This window comes from Brachybacterium sp. (assembly GCF_036379615.1).
Lineage (GTDB): Bacteria > Actinomycetota > Actinomycetes > Actinomycetales > Dermabacteraceae > Brachybacterium.
Map to the genome: position 1 here is coordinate 1 of NZ_DASVGJ010000037.1, position 17,392 is coordinate 17,392.

Annotated in this window: 17 protein-coding genes; 9 read left to right on the forward strand and 8 right to left on the reverse strand. The window is 71.7% G+C overall.

Annotated features, from left to right (window positions below):
- The 3 genes from VF289_RS07235 to VF289_RS07245 form a co-directional block, all read left to right on the forward strand.
- The coding region (locus VF289_RS07235) for a ferredoxin family protein (RefSeq protein WP_330882566.1) at positions 1 to 238 on the forward strand (238 nt) is incomplete at its 5' end.
- Positions 239 to 241: 3 nt separating this feature from the next.
- Positions 242 to 1,414, forward strand: a complete 1,173-nt coding sequence (gene dapC / locus VF289_RS07240; protein WP_330882568.1) for a succinyldiaminopimelate transaminase — start codon at positions 242 to 244, stop codon at positions 1,412 to 1,414.
- Between the two features lie 54 nt (positions 1,415 to 1,468).
- On the forward strand, positions 1,469 to 2,821 hold the full coding sequence (locus VF289_RS07245; protein WP_330882570.1) for a citrate synthase: 1,353 nt from the start codon (positions 1,469 to 1,471) through the stop codon (positions 2,819 to 2,821).
- Positions 2,822 to 2,961: 140 nt separating this feature from the next.
- On the opposite strand, the gene VF289_RS07250 is transcribed toward VF289_RS07245, so the two are convergent.
- The 3 genes from VF289_RS07250 to VF289_RS07260 form a co-directional block, all read right to left on the reverse strand.
- Complete coding sequence (locus VF289_RS07250) at positions 2,962 to 3,921, reverse strand: hypothetical protein (protein WP_414644454.1); 960 nt, start codon at positions 3,919 to 3,921, stop codon at positions 2,962 to 2,964.
- Positions 3,922 to 3,961: 40 nt separating this feature from the next.
- A complete protein-coding gene (gene dapD / locus VF289_RS07255) occupies positions 3,962 to 4,945 on the reverse strand; it encodes a 2,3,4,5-tetrahydropyridine-2,6-dicarboxylate N-succinyltransferase (protein ID WP_330882572.1) in 984 nt (327 codons plus the stop codon).
- Between the two features lie 146 nt (positions 4,946 to 5,091).
- On the reverse strand, positions 5,092 to 6,003 hold the full coding sequence (locus tag VF289_RS07260; RefSeq protein ID WP_330882573.1) for a hypothetical protein: 912 nt from the start codon (positions 6,001 to 6,003) through the stop codon (positions 5,092 to 5,094).
- Between the two features lie 89 nt (positions 6,004 to 6,092).
- Here VF289_RS07260 and VF289_RS07265 point away from each other — a divergent pair, with 89 nt between their 5' ends.
- The 4 genes from VF289_RS07265 (at position 6,093) to VF289_RS07280 (ending at position 10,228) form a co-directional block, all read left to right on the forward strand.
- Entirely contained in the window at positions 6,093 to 7,862 is a 1,770-nt protein-coding gene (locus VF289_RS07265; protein WP_330882575.1) for an FAD/NAD(P)-binding protein, read from the forward strand.
- A 5-nt stretch (positions 7,863 to 7,867) separates the two neighbouring features.
- Complete coding sequence (dapE, locus tag VF289_RS07270) at positions 7,868 to 8,971, forward strand: succinyl-diaminopimelate desuccinylase (protein WP_330882577.1); 1,104 nt, start codon at positions 7,868 to 7,870, stop codon at positions 8,969 to 8,971.
- Between the two features lie 27 nt (positions 8,972 to 8,998).
- The gene (locus tag VF289_RS07275; protein WP_330882579.1) at positions 8,999 to 9,826 is read left to right on the forward strand and encodes a TIGR00730 family Rossman fold protein; all 828 of its coding nucleotides are present in this window, start codon (positions 8,999 to 9,001) and stop codon (positions 9,824 to 9,826) included.
- Between the two features lie 234 nt (positions 9,827 to 10,060).
- Complete coding sequence (locus VF289_RS07280) at positions 10,061 to 10,228, forward strand: DUF3117 domain-containing protein (protein ID WP_010551467.1); 168 nt, start codon at positions 10,061 to 10,063, stop codon at positions 10,226 to 10,228.
- Positions 10,229 to 10,303: 75 nt separating this feature from the next.
- Here VF289_RS07280 and VF289_RS07285 read toward each other — a convergent pair whose 3' ends face one another.
- On the reverse strand, positions 10,304 to 10,957 hold the full coding sequence (locus VF289_RS07285) for an O-methyltransferase (protein ID WP_330882584.1): 654 nt from the start codon (positions 10,955 to 10,957) through the stop codon (positions 10,304 to 10,306).
- 130 nt (positions 10,958 to 11,087) lie between these two features.
- On the opposite strand from VF289_RS07285, the gene VF289_RS07290 reads away from it, so the two are divergent.
- On the forward strand, positions 11,088 to 11,504 hold the full coding sequence (locus VF289_RS07290) for a twin-arginine translocase TatA/TatE family subunit (RefSeq protein ID WP_330882586.1): 417 nt from the start codon (positions 11,088 to 11,090) through the stop codon (positions 11,502 to 11,504).
- A 54-nt stretch (positions 11,505 to 11,558) separates the two neighbouring features.
- Here VF289_RS07290 and VF289_RS07295 read toward each other — a convergent pair whose 3' ends face one another.
- The 4 genes from VF289_RS07295 to VF289_RS07310 all read right to left on the reverse strand — a co-directional run bounded on the left by VF289_RS07295 (position 11,559) and on the right by VF289_RS07310 (position 16,262).
- Positions 11,559 to 12,662: a P-loop NTPase gene (locus VF289_RS07295; RefSeq protein WP_330882598.1), complete on the reverse strand. Its 1,104-nt coding sequence runs from the start codon at positions 12,660 to 12,662 to the stop codon at positions 11,559 to 11,561.
- Positions 12,663 to 12,763: 101 nt separating this feature from the next.
- Entirely contained in the window at positions 12,764 to 13,363 is a 600-nt protein-coding gene (locus VF289_RS07300) for a DUF1003 domain-containing protein (protein WP_330882588.1), read from the reverse strand.
- 2 nt (positions 13,364 to 13,365) lie between these two features.
- Positions 13,366 to 14,712, reverse strand: coding sequence for a magnesium transporter MgtE N-terminal domain-containing protein (locus tag VF289_RS07305; protein WP_330882590.1), 1,347 nt, complete (start codon positions 14,710 to 14,712; stop codon positions 13,366 to 13,368).
- Entirely contained in the window at positions 14,709 to 16,262 is a 1,554-nt protein-coding gene (locus VF289_RS07310; RefSeq protein ID WP_330882592.1) for an aminopeptidase P family protein, read from the reverse strand. The genes VF289_RS07305 and VF289_RS07310 overlap by 4 nt, the downstream gene beginning before the upstream one ends.
- A 37-nt stretch (positions 16,263 to 16,299) precedes the next feature.
- Between VF289_RS07310 and VF289_RS07315 the strand changes: the two genes are divergently transcribed.
- Positions 16,300 to 17,190, forward strand: coding sequence for a PHP domain-containing protein (locus tag VF289_RS07315; protein ID WP_330882594.1), 891 nt, complete (start codon positions 16,300 to 16,302; stop codon positions 17,188 to 17,190).
- The last annotated feature ends 202 nt before the right edge of the window (positions 17,191 to 17,392 follow it).

Sequence of the window (17,392 nt, forward strand, 5' to 3'; positions counted from 1 at the left end):
GATGCTCTACATCCAGCCCGACGAGTGCGTGGACTGCGGGGCCTGCGAGCCCGTCTGCCCCGTCGAGGCGATCTTCTACGAGGACGACACCCCGGACCAGTGGGCCGAGTACTACAAGGCCAACGTCGAGTTCTTCGACGATCTGGGTGCTCCCGGCGGCGCAGCGAAGATGGGCGTGATCGACAAGGATCACCCGATCATCGAGGCCCTGCCCACGCAGCCGAACCCCCTGGCCTGAGCCGTGGCGGAGTCCTCAGGGGCCGACCGAGCCCCGCGGCACGGCCTCGCCCGGCGCCTGCCCGCCTTCCCCTGGGATGCGCTGATCCCGGCCAAGCAGCGCGCCGCCGCCCATCCCGAGGGCATCGTCGACCTCTCCGTCGGCACCCCCGTCGATCCGACGCCCGCCTCGGTGCAGTCCGCTCTTGCCGCCGCCGCCGACAGTCCCGGCTACCCGACCACGATCGGCACCTCGGCTCTGCGCGAGGCGCTGGTGGCGTTCGTCCGTCGCCACCGCCGCGCCCCGGAGTCCCTCGACGTCGAGGGCGTGCTGCCCACGGTCGGCTCGAAGGAGCTCGTGGCCCATCTCCCGTTCCAGCTCGGGCTGGGCCTCGGCGACGTGGTCGCCTTCCCGCACATCGCCTACCCCACCTACGACATCGGTGCGCGCTTCGTCGGCGCGGAGCCGCTGGCCCTGGACATTGCGGCCCTCGCCGCCCAGGGGGACGCCGCGCTCCCGGATCCCGCGCTCGCCGACCGCATCCGGCTGCTCTGGCTGAACTCGCCCTCGAACCCCACCGGGGAGGTGCTCGACGTCGCGCAGCTGGCAGCTCTGGTGCAGTGGGCCCGCACGCGCGGGATCATCGTCGCCTCGGACGAGTGCTACGCCCTGCTGCCGTGGACGGTGGACGAGGTCCCCTCGGTGCTCGACCCGCGAGTCAACGGCGGCTCCCTCGACGGGCTGCTGTGCGTGTACTCGCTGTCCAAGCAGTCCAACCTCGCCGGGTACCGCGCGGCCTTCGTCGCCGGGGATCCCTCCCTGGTGGGGGAGCTGGTGGCCGTGCGCAAGCAGGCCGGGATGATGCTCCCCGGCCCGCTGCAGGCGGCCATGACCGTCGCCCTGGGCGATGACGACGCCCCGCGCGCGCAGCGTGAGATCTATCGCTCGCGCCGTGCCGTTCTCGAGGCCGCGCTGCGCTCCGCCGGGGGCACGATCCACGGCTCCCAGGCAGGTCTGTACCTGTGGACCACCTTCGGCGAGGAGGCGATGGCCAGTGTCGAACGCCTCGCAGACCACGGCATCCTGGTGGCCCCCGGGATGTTCTATGGTGTCGGTGGCGGGGCTTTCGTCCGGGTCGCCCTCACCGCGACCGACGAGCGGATCGCCGCCGCCGCCCGGCGTCTCGAACGCCTCTAGACACTTCGGCGCCCTGCGCGCCGCCCCGATCCGACCACGCACAACGGAGAGCCCATGGATCACACGACGACGTCCGCCCAGCTCGACCTGGGGGAGAAGTCCCTCGACCTCCCGATCATTCCGGCCGTGGAGGGCAATGCCGGCATCGCCATCGGCCCCCTGCGCAAGGAGACCGGGCAGGTCACCTACGACCCGGGCTTCATGAACACCGCGAACGCGAAGTCGTCGATCACCTACATCGACGGTGACGAGGGCATCCTGCGCTACCGCGGCTACCCGATCGAGCAGCTCGCCGAGAAGTCCAGCTACCTCGAGGTCTCCTACCTGCTGATCAACGGCGAGCTGCCCACCAAGGGACAGCTCGACAACTTCGAGGCGAAGGTCGAGCACCGCACTCTGCTCGACGAGCGCTTCAAGCGCATGTTCGACAACTTCCCGCGCGACGCCCACCCGATGGCCGTGCTCCAGGCCGGCACCTCCGCGCTGTCGACCTTCTACCAGGACTCCCTGGATCCCTTCGACGAGGAGCAGGTGCGGATCTCCGCGGTGCGGCTGCTCGCGAAGATGCCGACGATGGCCGCCTACGCTCATCGCATCGCCCAGGGCCACGCCCTGCTCTACCCGGACAACCGGCTCTCGCTGATCGAGAACTTCCTGCGCCTGACCTTCGGCTTCCCCGTCGAGGACTACATCGCGGACCCGGTCGTGGTGCGCGCGATGGAGCAGTTGCTGATCCTCCACGCCGATCACGAGCAGAACTGCTCCACCTCCGCGGTGCGGCTGGTCGGCTCCGCCCAGGCGAACCTGTTCACCTCGATCTCCGCCGGGATCGGCGCGCTCTCCGGCCCCGCCCACGGCGGTGCCAACGCCGCGGTGATGGACATGCTGGACCAGATCCAGGCCGAGAACATGGATCCCCGCGACTTCATGGAGAAGGTGAAGAACAAGGAGGACGGGATCCGCCTGATGGGCTTCGGCCACCGGGTGTACAAGAACTACGATCCCCGCGCCCGCATCGTCAAGAAGATCGCGGACGACGTGCTCGAGCGCCTCGGCGTCAACGACTCCCGCCTCGAGCTGGCGATGCAGCTCGAGGAGATCGCGCTGAAGGACGACTACTTCGTGGAGCGCAAGCTCTACCCCAACGTCGACTTCTACACGGGCCTGATCTACAAGGCGATCGGCTTCCCCACCGAGATGTTCACGGTGCTCTTCGCCATCGGCCGCCTGCCGGGCTGGATCGCCCAGTGGGAGGAGATGGTCCACGACCCGGAGACCAAGATCGGCCGCCCGCGCCAGATCTACACCGGGCACGCGGAGCGCCCCTACCAGGAGATGGCGGAGCGCACCGGCACCAGCGAGCTGCGCCTGGCCGAGCTGCAGGCCGACATCGCCAAGCGAGGCTGAACCGGTCGACGCTCGCTGGTCGCTGGTCGCTGGTCGCTGGTCGCTGGTCGCTGGTTGCTGGTCGCTGGTCGCTGGTCGCGGGTTGCCAGGAGCGGAGTGCCGCTCACTGGGCGTCGGTCTTCGGGCCGCCGGGTGCCGGCTCAGCGCCCGCTGACCAGGACCACCACCCGGTCCGGGTCGCCGCCCTCGGCGGCGGCCCAGCTCGCGGCCTCCTCGCCGGTGACCGCCCGGTCCCAGACTCGTCCCTGGTAGGACACCTGGAGCACGCCGTCGTCCGCCGCGCGGGCCACGGCCCAGTTCGCGAGCGCCCAGCCCAGGCCTTCGTCGCCCCCGGTGTCGATCACGACCGCGGTCGCGCCCGCCCCGTCCGGCAGCTGCGGGGCAGCGGAGGAGGCCGCGGCGAGACCGGAGCTGATCCGCCCTGACTCGACCGAGCGTGGGAACTGCCGCGCGAGCTGCTCGCGCACCTGCTCGGGGGAGACCGTCGCGCCGACCGCGCCGAGGGTGCACACCAGGTTCGCGCCGCTCTGGCCCGTCAGCGCCGAGGCGTAGAGCCGGCCCTCCGTCTCGTGGTCGCGGTACGCCTCCGGATGGCCCGAGCGCTGCACCCGTTGGGCGATGTCGTTGATATCGCCGCTGGCGTAGTCGGGGATCTCCTCGAGCGCATCGTAGAAGGCATTGGTGGAGTAGAGCGGATCCATGATCTGCTCCTCGCTGCCCCAGCCCTGCGAGGGCCGCTGCTGGAACAGCCCCAGCGAATCCCGATCCCCGTAGTCGATGTTCTGCAGCCGTGACTCCTGGAACGCAGTCGCCAGCGCGATCGAGGCGGCACGCGCCGGCAGCTGCCGGTCCACGGCGGTGGCGCTGATCAGGGCAGCATTGGCGGCCCGGTCCGTGGAGTAGCGATGGCTCGTCCCCAGTCCGGTGGCGAGGCAGGTGCCCTCATGGGCGGGGGAGCCGTAGCGCTGCAGCGCGACATAGCTGCCGCCGGCGATGCCCGCGAACAGCAGCACCATCACGAGCGGGACCGTGAGGTGGCGGGCGAAGGAGCCCCGGCCTCGATCTCCGCGCCCGCTGCGCCTCCCACCACGCACCGCCACCTCGTGCTCCCTCGACTCGTCCGGTCCGCGGATCGCCGGGTCAGTTAGCGTGCAGCGCGGCGTTGAGCTCGACGGTCTGGCCCTCGCGCGCCACCGCCTGCACCGCTCCGGTGAGCGAGTGGCGGCGGAACAGCAGATTCGGGACCCCGGAGAGATCTCGGGCTCGGACCACGTGCGGGCTGTCGGAGGCGGTGCCCGCCTCGCCGACGAGCTCCACCTTGGTGCCGGCGGTGACGTACAGGCCGGCCTCGACCACGCAGTCGTCACCGAGCGCGATGCCCACACCGGCTTCGGCGCCCACGAGCGAGCGACGGCCGATGCTCACCCGCTCAGTGCCTCCGCCGGAGAGGGTGCCCATGGTGGAGGCGCCGCCGCCGATGTCGGAGCCGTCCCCGACCACCACACCCTGGGAGATCCGGCCCTCGATCATCGAGGCGCCCAGGGTGCCGGCGTTGAAGTTCACGAACCCCTCGTGCATGACGGTCGTGCCCTCGGCGAGGTGGGCGCCCAGACGGACCCGGTCCGCATCCCCGATGCGCACTCCGACGGGCAGCACGTAGTCGACCATGCGGGGGAACTTGTCGAGGCTGAGCACCGTCGGAGTGCGGCCCGCGGCGATCAGACGCAGCCGGGTCTCCTCGAAGCCGGCCACGGCGCAGGGGCCCTCGGAGGTCCACACCACGTTGGTCAGCGTCCCGAACAGACCCTCCAGGTTCTGGGTGTTGGGCCGGACCAGCCGGTGAGAGAGCAGATGGAGACGCAGGTAGGCATCGGCGGCATCGGTCGGGGCCTCGGCGAGCGTGATCGAGCGGACCACGACCTCCTGGGTCGTTCCGCGCACCTCGTCCGCCCGGGCGGCGGCCGTGAGCTGGGCGTGCAACGGATGGGCCTCGATGTCCGAAGGCGCCTCGCCGAGCTGAGGCGATGGATACCATGCGTCCAGGAGCGTGCCGTCGGCACCGAGGGTGGTGAGTGCGATGCCCCAGGCCGTCGCGGCGGGGGATGTCGTTGTCGTCGTGCTCATACGTCGAGTCTACGAATCTCCGAGGCGCCGGGCTACGAGCAGCGCCCCGCACGGGGCGAACGGCACACTGCCGCAGGCTATATCGCGGGACCACGACCGCAGCACCACGGCGTCCGCGCCGATGGCCCACGGCTGATGCCGCGGTCTCACACCGCCGGCGGCTCCTCCTCCACCTGCGGGGTGGGTCCGATCCACTCCGTCGCACGGGACCGCCGCACGCTCTGCAGCTGGCGCCGGGAGCGCAGAAAGATCAGCAGCACGGCCACCGACAGCGAGGCGGAACCGCCGCCCAGCAGCCACGGCGCCCAGTGGGAGACCCCGCCCACGTCGCCCAGCATCGGGGAGATCAGCAGCAGTGCCGCTCCCGCCACGATCGCGAGCACCCCGGCGCCCACCAGCAGCGCGGGCCCGAGCGATCCCGCGATGGCCGGCCCCGCGGAGTCGCCCTGCAGGGGACGGTGCAGCGGCAGCCCCCGGCCGAGCTGACCGGGCCGGGAGACCGCCCAGTCCAGCAGGAGGCGATCCCGTCGCCGGGTCGCGACCGTGCCCACGAGCGCCGCGAGCGCTCCGGCCACGAGCCCGATGACCAGCAGCATCACCCCCTGCTCCGGGATCCGCTCGATGATCCCGGTCGCCTCGGAGCGGAGGCTCCGGATCACCACGACGGCGAGCATCGCGAACGCCACCACCAGCAGCCCGGCCTCGACCAGACGCAGCGGCACCTGGCGCGCCTCCTGCTCCGCCTGCGCGGCGGAGTCCCGCTCATCGGCCACGGGATCGGCGCCCTCCTCGAGCACCACCCGGCGCTCGTCGGCCAGTCGCTGGACGAACTCCTCGGTGTGGTGACCAGCGCGCAGGGACGGAGCGTACCGGGCGCGCTGCGCGGCGGTGAGCCAGGCCGTCATCACCAGTGCGTCGGCCGAGGCACGCTCCTCGGGCAGCAGATCGGCGCTGACGATCGCGCGGATCCTCGCGGCCTGGCGCCCGCCGAGGAGCCCCGGGGGCGGCGTCGGACCGCCGGACGGCAGGTGTCTCGGCGACGGTGCGGGAGTCGACATGGCGACATGCTCCCAGATCCGGGACCCTGCGCGGGGGAGAGAAGGGCCCGGTGTGCGAGAGCCGCCGCGGACAGCGCCATAATCAAGGGATGAACGCAGCCGCCGATCCCGTCCGCACCGTCGCCGTCGTCGGGGCGGGGCCGCGGGGCACGGCGGTCATCGAACGGCTCGTCTCCGCGTCCACCGCTCCCGCATGGCACGGGACGCTCACCGTGCACCTGATCGACCCGCTGGTGGGGCGGGGCGGAGCCGTCTGGCGGACCGACCAGAGCGATGTGCTGCTGATGAACACCACCACCTGCCAGACCACGATGTACCCCGACCAGTCCTGCCACGCGATGCTGCCCACGCCTCGCGGCGAGACCCTCGCCGACCACCTGGCCGCCGAAGGGCTGCGCCCCACCGACTACGCCTCCCGAGCGGCGCACGGCCGCTACCTCGCCCACGTCCTGGAGACCGCGAAGGCGGCCGCGGATCCGGAGCGGCTGCGGATCGTCGAGCACGCCGCGGAGGCCGTCGACGTGACCGGCCCGGCCGACGGGCCCCAGCGGGTGCGGCTGAGCGACGGGCGCGTGCTGCGCACCGATGCGGTCGCCCTTGCCCTCGGCCACCTCCCCACCGCGCTCTCCCCACGCTCCCAGCAGCTCGCCGATGCCGCCGAGCGCCACGGGCTGGTCCACCTCGGCCCCGCGAACCCGCTCGAGGTCGACTATCGGCAGCTGCTGGGCAGGGAGACGGTCGCCGTCCAGGGCATGGGGCTGAACTTCTACGATGCCATCGGCATGCTCACCGAGGTCGGCGGAGGCCGCTTCGAGAGCGATGACTCGGCACCCTCGGGCCTGCGCTACCTGCCCGGCGGTCAGGAACCGCGGCTGGTGGTCGGCTCCCGCTCCGGCATGGTCTACCGGCCCAAGCCCGACCTCGGCGATCGCCTCCCGGAGCCGTATCTCCCCGAGGTGCTCACGGGGGAGCGGGTGCTCGAGCTCGCGGTGCGCGCCGCCGGCGTCGACCACGAGCACGATGTGATGCCGCTGATGTTCGCGGAGCTGCGCCGGGCGCTGCGTCTCGGCGGATTCCCCGAGCTCGCGGACGATCAGCTCCTGCTCCCGCTGCTGTTCCCCTTCGGCCGCCGCGGCGGGGAGCGCCCGGTGCCGCACCGGAGCACCCGGGACGTGCTGAGGGAGGCGCTGCGCGCCGCGACCGAGCCCGATCCGGCCTGGGTGCTGATCTACCGGGTGCTGATCGCGCTGCGGATCCAGGTGAACCGGCTCACCGACCTCGGCGCGTACACCACCGACTCCGTCCGTCAGGACATCGACGGGCACCTCCGCAACGCCTTCGCCTCCTGGGCCTCGGGACCGCCCGTGCTGCGCGCCCGGCAGGTGCTCGCCCTCGAGGAGGCGGGCCTGCTGGAGTTCACCGGGCCGCGCATGCATCTGGACATCGACGACGAGGCGGGCCGCTTCGCCGTCCACGGGGCAGAGGGCGAGGCCGCCCTGTGCGACGGGGTGCTCGAAGCGCACCTGCCCCCGGTGGACCTGCCCGCCTACCGCAGTGCGCTGCTCGGCGCATGGCGCGAGAGGGGCGAGGTGCAGAAGGACTCCTGGGCCTCACGCGGCACACGCCGACGGATGCTCACCGGCTCCATCGCGGTGGACGGACTGTACGCGCCGGTCGGCGTCGACGGCACCGTCTACGAACGCCGCCTGCTGCTGGGCGTGCCCGTCAGCACCGCACAGCCCGGCTCCGCGATCTCCGCCGAGCCGGGCACGGGCGCGCAGCTGCTGCGCCACGCGGAGGCGGTCGCCCTGCGGCTCGCCCGAGCCGGAGGAGCGCTCGAGGACGACGTGGCACGATGACCGTCATGAACTCCCAGCCAGCGCCCCTCCTCGACCCCCACGCCGACATCGTCGACCTCACCGCCGCGATCGTCGACATCAACTCCGTCTCGGGGAACGAGCGAGCGCTCGCCGACGCGGTCGAGCAGTCACTGCGCGTCCACGCCCCCCACCTCGAGGTGCTGCGCGACGGGGACACCGTCATCGCCCGCACCCATCGGGGACTCGCCCAGCGGGTGCTGCTGGCCGGGCACCTGGACACCGTCCCGCTCGCGGACAACCTGCCCTCGACCCGTCGCACGCGCGATGGCCGCGAGGAGCTGGTCGGTCGGGGCACCTGCGATATGAAGGGCGGGGTCGCGGTGTTCCTCAAGCTCGCCGTCGAGGCGACCTCCGCCCCCGTGGACCTCACCTGGATCTTCTACGATCACGAGGAGGTCGCCGCGGCGGACAACGCCCTCACCCGGATCGCCGCCGAGCATCCCGAATACCTCCAGGCGGACTTCGCGATCCTCGGCGAACCCACCTCCGCCGGAGTCGAGGGCGGCTGCAAAGGCACCATGAAGCTCGAGGTCACCGCCCGGGGAGTCGCGGCCCACTCCGCCCGCGACTGGGTCGGCGACAACGCGATCCACCACCTGGCCCCGGTGCTCGAGCGCCTGGCGGCCTACGAAGCGCGCCGCGCGGTGATCGACGGCCTCGAGTACCGCGAGTGCCTCAACGCCGTCGCGATCACCGGCGGCATCGCCGGCAATGTGATCCCCGACCGGGCGAGCCTCACGGTGAACTACCGCTTCGCCCCCGACACCTCCGTCGAGCAGGCGGAGGCCCATGTGCGCGAGGTCTTCTCGGATCTCGACCTCGAGATCGAGGTGAGCGATGCCGCCGGCGGCGCGCTGCCGGGTCTGGACAAGGAGGCGGCGCGCTCCTTCCTCGCCGCACTCGGCGAGGGCGTGAGCGTCGCGGCCAAGCAGGGCTGGACCGATGTGGCGCGCTTCTCGGCACTCGGCACCCCGGCGGTGAACTTCGGCCCCGGCGATCCGCTGCTCGCCCACGCCGATGACGAGCACGTGCCGCTGGCGGACCTCGAGATGGCCCTGGCGGGCGTGCGCCGATTCCTCGCCGCCTGAGCCCGGTCCGGGCGCTACGCTCGATCCATGACGCCTGAGGAACGAGACCGCCACCGCAAGGGACCCATCACGCTGCGCGGCACCCAGCGCCCCGACCGCACCACCGACCAGCGGCTGCTGGAGGAGGACGGCCCGGTGGACTGGGTCCACGCCGACCCGTGGCGGGTGATGCGCATCCAGGCGGAGTTCGTCGAGGGCTTCGGCGCGCTCGCCGAGCTGGGCCCCGCGATCTCGATCTTCGGCTCCGCGCGGCTGCGCGAGGACAGCCCCTACTACGCCTGTGCGCAGGAGATCGCCGCCGGCATCGTGGAGATGGGCTACGCGGTCATCACCGGCGGCGGACCCGGGATCATGGAGGCGGGGAACAAGGGCGCGCAGGAGGCCGGGGGAGTCTCCGTGGGGCTCGGCATCGAACTGCCCCATGAACAGGGCCTCAACGAATACGTCGACCTCGGCGTCGACTTCCGGTACTTCTTCGCCCGCAAGACCATGTTCGTAAAGTACTCCAGCGGCTACGTGGTGATGCCCGGCGGCTTCGGCACCTTCGACGAGCTGTTCGAGGCGCTGTGCCTGATGCAGACGCACAAGATCGACATGTTCCCCGTGGTGCTGGTGGGGCGGGACTACTGGCAGGGGCTGCTGGACTGGCTGCGCACCGCCGTGGTCGACGGCGGGATGGTCAATGCGCCGGACATCGACCTGATGCGAGTGGTCGACACCGCGGAGGAGGCCCTCCAGGTGCTGCGCGAGGCCGCGCAGACGGACCCGGCGGCGAAGGACCCGCTGGCGAAGGACCCGGAGGCGGCGGATCCCCTCGACAGCACGGACGCGGCGGACGCGGCCGTGCGAGGATGACCGCCGTCAGCCCGATCGTGCTGCTCCTGCTGCTCGTCGCGGCGGTCGTGGCGGTGCTCATGGTGGGGGTCGCGACGGGTCGGAACGGGAACGGGATCGACCTTCCGCGACGGCGGCGGCGGACCCGGCGTGCGCATCGGTCCCGAGACCTGAGATAATGGCCACCGTACGCGCATTGTCCGAGGCCCCGTCCGGGGGAGCCACGCAAGGGCAGTGACTCATCAAGGAGGCACGATGGCTGCTATGAAGCCGCGCACCGGTGACGGTCCGCTCGAGGTCGTGGAGGAGGGTCGCAGCATCATCATGCGAGTCCCGCTCGAAGGGGGCGGCCGCCTGGTCGTCGAGATCGCCGCTTCGGAAGCCGTGGAGCTGCGGGACGCCCTCGAAGGCGTCATCAAGTAGCACATCACCAGCCCGGACCGCAGCCCCGCACCCCTCGGTGCGGGGCTGCGGTCGTCTCTGGAGGTCAGGTCTCGATCAGGGACGCAGCACCGCTGCGAGCACTCCGTCGCCGCTGCCGGTGAGCGCGGTGACCAGGTCCTCGGCCTCCGTGACCGCCTTCAGCAGGGAGCGCACGGACTGTGTCGTCGCGTCCCGTGCGGTCGGGTCGGGGACGCGGTCGTGGAACAGGGCGTGCGGGATGACCAGCACTCCGCCAGGGCGCAGCAGGCGACGCGCGTGCTCGAGCAGATCCAGGGAGTGGGGGTCATGGGCGGGGAAGCTGACCAGGTCGTAGGCATGGTCGGTGAGCCTCCCGACGACGTCGCGGGGCCTGCCGGCGATCGTGCGCACCCGGGGGGAGCGGATCCCGGCCTCGGCGAAGGCCTCCCGGGCGGCCCGCTGATTCTCGACCTCGAGGTCGATGGTGGTCAGCACCCCGTCCGGGTGCATGCCGGAGAGCAGATAGAGGGAGCCGACGCCGCTGCCGGTGCCGATCTCGACCGCTGAGCGCGCGCGGACCGAGGCGGCCAGCACCCGCATCAGCGCTCCGGCTCCGGGGAGGACCGGGGTGGCACCGAGCTCGTTGCCGCGCTCCCTGGCCCGGGCGAGGACCCCATCGTCGGAGAAGAGGGTCGCCTCGTCGACGAACTCCTCACCATGGGCCCAGCCGGCCACTTTTCCCGACGACATCCGTACTTCCTCTCGTTCACCCGTGCGATCTGGCTGATCCTACGACAGCCCTCGTGGCTGGGAGCCCGCGCGGGGCTCTCGATGCAATAATGACAGCGGATCATCAGACCTCGAGATGTACAGGTGGACAATGGGCGGCACCGGATTCATCGGCCTCGGCGGCTGGGAGCTCGTCGTGCTGCTCGTCGTGTTCCTGGTGGTCGTGGGACCGCAGCGGCTTCCGGACGTCACCCGTCAGCTGATCCACTGGGTGCGTCAGGCGCGTCGCTGGGTCGACGATTCGCGATCCACGGTCGAGGACGAGATGGGCATCGCCATCGAGGACCTCAAGAAGTACGACCCCCGTCAGTACGATCCGCGACGCATCATCCGCGAGGCCTGGGGCGACACCGACATCGAGGACCTGGTGCCCAGCAAGGAGGCGCTGAGCGTCGCCGCCGGTGGGGCCGCTGTCGGCGCCGCGGCGAAGAAGGGGTCGAAGTCCGGCTCCAAGTCCGCGAAGGACAAGGGCCCCCAGCGCGCGCCCTTCGACGACGAGGCCACCTGAGCCGCGGGCGCCCGAGCTCTCACCGAGCCCGGGCCGCCGTGACCCGACCTGTGCTCAGGACCGCGCGACGGTCAGCGGCAGCTTCATCCCGCCCAGCCCGCGCGGCTTGCGCACGAGAGCTCGGGCGACGCCCTTGAGCGCCATCGAGGTGGGGGAGTCGGGGTCCGAGACCACCAGCGGCACCCCGTGATCCGCCCCTTCGCGCAGTGCGGGATCCAGTCCCACGCGGCCGAGCACCGGCACGTCATGGCCGACGGCCCGGCCGAGTGTCTCCGCCACCCGGTCCCCGCCGCCGGTGCCGAAGACATCCATCACGGAGCCGTCGGGCAGGGTCAGCCCGGCCATGTTCTCGACCACCCCGGCAACCTCCTGCTCGGTCGAGGTGGACAGGGAGCCGACCCGCTCGGCCACCCCGGAGGCGGACTGCTGCGGCGTGGTGACCACGACCATCTGCGCACTCGGCAGCAGCTGGGCGACCGAGATCGCGACATCGCCGGTGCCGGGCGGCAGGTCCAGCAGCAGCACGTCCAGATCGCCCCAGAACACGTCCGAGGCGAACTGCTCGATCGCGCGATGCATCTTGGGACCGCGCCACACCACGGCCTGCCCCTCGGGGACGAACATGCCGATGCTCATGACGGCCACGCCATGCGCCTCGGGCGGCATCAGCAGGTCGGAGACCTTCGTGGGCTGATCGGTGATGCCGAACATGCCCGGCATCGAGAAGCCGTGGATGTCCGCGTCGATCACGCCCACCCGTAGTCCGTCGGCCGCCATCGCCGCGGCGAGGTTCGCGGTGACGGTGGACTTGCCGACCCCGCCCTTGCCGGAGGAGACCGCGAAGATGCGGGTCAGCGAGCCGGGCTGGTTGAAGGGGATCTGGCGGCGTCCCTGGCGCAGGCGATTGGTGAGCTCGCGCCGCTGCTCCTCGGTCATCGCACTGGTGGAGACCTCCACCCTGGCCAGGCCCGGGACGGTCGCGGTCGCCTCCGCCGTCTCGCGCTCGATGCGGTCGCGCATGGGGCAGCCCTCGATGGTCACGAGCACGTGGACCTTCGCGGTGCCCTCGGCATCGACCTCCACGGAGCCGACCATGCCGAGCTCGGTGATCGGGCGGTGGATCTCGGGGTCGATGACGCCGCTGAGCGCCTCGTGGATCTGGGCGACGCGGGCGTCGCCGGCGGCCTGCCAGGCGTCGGTGCCCGTCGGGGCCGTGCCGTCCGGGGCGGTGCCGTCCGGGGCGGTGTCATCTGGGGTGGTCACTGAGGGTGCTCCTCCTTCGGCGTGGTGGGGGTCCCGTCCCCGGTGCGGCGGTCCAGCGCAGCCTCGACCTCCTCGCGCAGGATCGTGCGCAGGGCGTCGGCGTCCGCGGCGGGCGCGGGAGGTGTGTCGAGCTCCTCGAGCAGGTCGCGCAGCTCCCCGCGCACGAAGTCGCGGGTGGCGACGTCGTTCAGGGCCAGTCGCAGCGAGGCGATCTCCCGGGTGATGAAGTCGGTGGTGGCGTGGTTGCGCTCGTTGGACTGGCGGTCCTGCTCGACCTGCACGCGGTCGCGGTCGTCCTGGCGGTTCTGCGCGAGCAGCAGCAGGGGCGCGGCGTAGGAGGCCTGCAGCGAGAGGATCAGCGTCAGCAGGGTGAAGTTCAGGGCGCGGGGATCGAACTGCGCGGATTCCGGGGCGAGGGAGTTCCAGGTGAGCCAGATCGCGCAGAACAGGGTCATCCCGACGAGGAACGCCGGGGTGCCCATCATGCGGGCGAAGCCCTCGGCGCCGCGTCCGAAGGCGTCGCCGCGGAAGGGATTGCGCAGCTGCCGCCGTCGCGGCGCCGGGTCGTCGAGCGGGGCGGGATTGTGCTCGGCCATGCTCACTCTCCCTTCGTGCGGTCCGCGGTGTCCTCGGCGTCACGGGCGGTGGCGCGGGCGATCTCGGTGAGATCGATCTGTCCGGTGGTCGGTGGGGGCTCGTCCTGCTCGCGCCAGTCGTCGGGCAGCACGTGGTCGAGCACGTCGTCGACGGTCACCGCGCCCAGCAGCCGGCCGTCGTCGTCCACCACGGGGATCGACACCAGGTTGTAGGTGGCCATCTCGCGGGTCACGAAGGACAGCGGCGCGGTGGGACCGACGGCGACCTTGTCCGGGTCGATGATCTCGCCGACGGGCCGGTCCGGGCGCTCCCGCAGCAGCTGCTGGAAGTGGACGATGCCCAGCAGCTTCCCGGTAGGGGTCTCGAGCGGGGAGCGGCACACGTGCACGGTCGAGGCGAGGGCGGCATGGACGGCCTCGCGGCTGATCAACGCCAGGCAGTGCGCGACCGGGGTCTCGGGGGCGACGATCAGCGGCTCCGTGGTCATCATGCCGCCGGCCGTGTACTCGTCGTAGGCGAGCAGGCGGCGCACGTCCTCCGCCTCCTCGGGCTCCATCAGGGTCAGCAGATGGGCGGCGACCTTCTCGGGCAGCTCCTGGACGAGGTCGGCGGCGTCGTCGGGATCCATGACGTCGAGGATGTCCGCGGCGCGGGTGGCGTCCAGCCCCGTCACCACCTCGACCCGGATGTCCTCCGGCAGCTCCTCGAGCACGTCCGCGAGGCGTTCGTCGGCCAGCTCCCCGGCGAGCTCGATGCGCCGCTTGGGCTCCAGCTCCTGGATGATCTCCGCGAGGTCCGCCGGGTTCAGGTCCTGGTAGGAGGCTGCCAGCAGATGCGCGGACTGCTCCTCCTGGGAGCCGTACAGCCCGGACACCTCGGTCAGCTCCACCGTGAGGGTCTCCCCGCGCGAGACCAGACGGCTCAGCGAGCTGCCCTTGCGCCGCCGTCGCAGGTGCAGGCGGGAGACGTCCCAGTCCCGGTGCCGGTTCTGGTCCAGCGCGATGTCCAGCACCGTCGCCTCACCGGAGCCGTCCTCCAGGGTGACCGCACGGTCCAGCAGCTCGCCGATCACCAGCAGCTCCCCGGTGCGCTTCTCGAACCGGCGCACGTTGAGCACCCCGGTGGAGATCACCTGACCGGGCGAGATCGACGTGACCCGCGTGATCGGCAGGAACACGCGGCGCTTCGCGCTGACCTCCACCACCAGGCCGACGGCCCGGGCGCTGGTGAGGCTCTGCGGCACCACCACCACGTCTCGGACCGTCGCCACCACATCTCCGATCGGATCGAAGACCGAGGTGCCGGCGAGCCGTGCCGCGTAGAAGCGCGGCTGCGCGGAGGTGCTCACCGCTGCAGCTCGGAGATCCAGCGCTCGACGTCCTCGGCGCGGCGGGGTGCGGCGGCCGAGAGGTTCTCGACGCCGTCGGCGGTCACCAGCACGTCATCCTCGATGCGCACGCCGATGCCGCGCATCTCGGTCGGGACCAGCAGATCGTTCTCCTTGAAGTAGAGCCCGGGCTCGATCGTGAAGACCATCCCCGGTGCGAGCTCCGCGTCGAGGTACATCTCGCGGCGTGCCTGGGCGCAGTCGTGGACGTCCATGCCCAGGTGGTGGCTGGTGCCGTGGGGCATCCAGCGGCGGTGCCACTGGCCCTCGGCGGACAGCGACTGCTCCGCAGTGCCCGGCAGCAGGCCCCACTCCTGCAGACGATGGGCGAGCACCTCCATCGCCGCGGCGTGCAGCTCGCGGAAGCGCAGGCCGGGGCGGGCGACGGCGAAGGCGGCGTCGGACGCCTCGAGCACAGCGTCGTAGATCTTCCGCTGAGCGGGGGTGAAGGTGCCGGAGACCGGCAGGGTGCGGGTGACGTCCGCGGTGTACAGCGAATCGATCTCGACCCCGGCATCGATCAGCACCAGCTCATCCGGCTTCACGACGCCGTTGTTGCGGGTCCAGTGCAGGGTGCAGGCATGGTCGCCGGCGGCCGCGATGGTGTCGTAGCCGACGCCGTTGCCGTCGGCCCGAGCGGTGGCGGCGAAGACGCCCTCGATGACCCGCTCGCCGCGCGGATGCCCGATGGCGTCGGGCAGCCGGCGGATGACGTCCTCGAAGCCGCGCAGGGTCGCATCGACCGCCGTGCGCATCTGGCCGATCTCGTACTCGTCCTTGACCAGTCGCTGCTCGCTCGCGGCTTCCTTCAGCGCGGCCATCTCCGCGGCCGCGTCCTCACCGCCGGGCAGGCCGTTCTGCTCCCGGATCTCCTGGACCATCTCCTCGATGCTCGCGTCCACGCTCGGCATCACCGTCAGGGACAGGTGAGCGCCGACGTCCTTGGCGAGGTGGTCGCGCAGCTCGTCGATGTGGCGCACCTCGATGCCGAGCCGCTGGGCGGCTTCGGCGACGGTGGGTCGCCGACCGACCCACATCTCGCCGTAACGGGCGTCGGCATAGAACTCGCTGGTATCGAAACCGGCGCGCGGGCGGAAGAAGTAGGTCGCCTCGGAGAGCGTGGGGTCCTCTGCCGACGGCTCGACCACGAGCACGCTGTCGGGCTCCTCATCGGTGCCCAGGCCCGAGTAGTACGCGAAGGCGGTGTCCGGCCGGAACGGGTAGTCGGTGTCGTTGGAGCGCACCTTCAGCACCCCGGCCGGCAGCACCAGGCGGGTTCCGGGAAGGCGTCGCGACAGGACGTGACGACGCTCCGGGGTGAAGTCCGCGGACTCGCGGCGCTCGGCATCGGGGACGGTCTCGTCCCAGCCCGAGGAGATGAACTCGCGGAAGGCCTCGTTGCTGGGGCGCTGCGAGCGGGAGTCCCCCCGCGAGGCGAGGTCCTTCATCCGCTCGCCGCCGGTGCTCTCGACGCTGTCGGTGCTCTCGGTGCTGCTGTTCTCGGTGCTCACCCCACGATGTTCTCATGGAGCGGTCTACCCTGGGCCTATGAGTGAGCGGTCCGACCCCGGCAGCAGTCAGCGCATCGATCTGCACTCGCACAGCACGTGGTCCGACGGCACCACGGACGTCAGCGAGCTGTTCGCGCAGGCCCGTGCCGCAGGGCTGGACGTGCTGGCCCTGACGGACCACGACACCGTCGCCGGCTGGTCCGAGCTGGCCGATGCCGTCAGCGCGAGCGGGGTCGCCGCAGTGCCCGGCATCGAGGTCTCCAGCGAAGCCGACAGCCGCAGCGTGCACCTGCTGGCCCTGCTGGTGGATCCCTCGGCGGAGACCGCTCTGGCCACCGAGATGGCCCGCGCCTGCGCCTCGCGCGAGGACCGGGCCCGGCACATGGTGGAGCTGATCTCCGCCGACCACCCGATCCGCTGGGAGGATGTGCAGTCGCAGGTCGCCGGGGAGAGCACCGTGATCGGTCGCCCGCACATCGCCGACGCGCTCGTGGAGGCCGGAGTGGTCCCCGACCGCTCGGCCGCGTTCACCGAGATCCTGCGGCCCGCGGGCCCGTATTACGTCCCCTATTACGCCCCCTCGCCGCATTCCGCGGTGCGGGCGATCGGTGAGGCGGGGGGCGTGTCCGTGCTCGCCCACCCCGGGTCCGTGACGCGGGACGATGACCTGCCGCTCGCCCTGCTCGAGTCGCTCGTCGAGGAAGGCCTGGACGGCATCGAGGTCGATCATCGCGAGCACGGCGCGGAGGAGACCGAGAGGCTGCGGGAGTTCGCGCGGAGCCACGACCTGCTGATCACAGGCGGCAGCGACTTCCACGGCACCGGCAAGCCGAACCAACTGGGGGAGAACCTCACCGCACCGGAGGTGCTGGAGGCGATCGCCGCCCGGGCCACCAGCGGCACGCGGATTCTGCGTCCCGGCGGCTGACGCACCGAGGGCTGCTGCGCTGCACGGGCACCGACCCCAGCAGACAGGCGCTGCCCCGGCAGCACGGGCCCGTGCAGCAGCACAGGCGCCGGCAGCAGCACAGCGGCCCCCGCCCCGGAAGGGGCAGGGGCCGCATCTGCTCGGGTCTCAGGTGCCCGGCGTGCTCAGCTGTCCGGCGGGATCAGCCCTCCTGCGGAGCCGA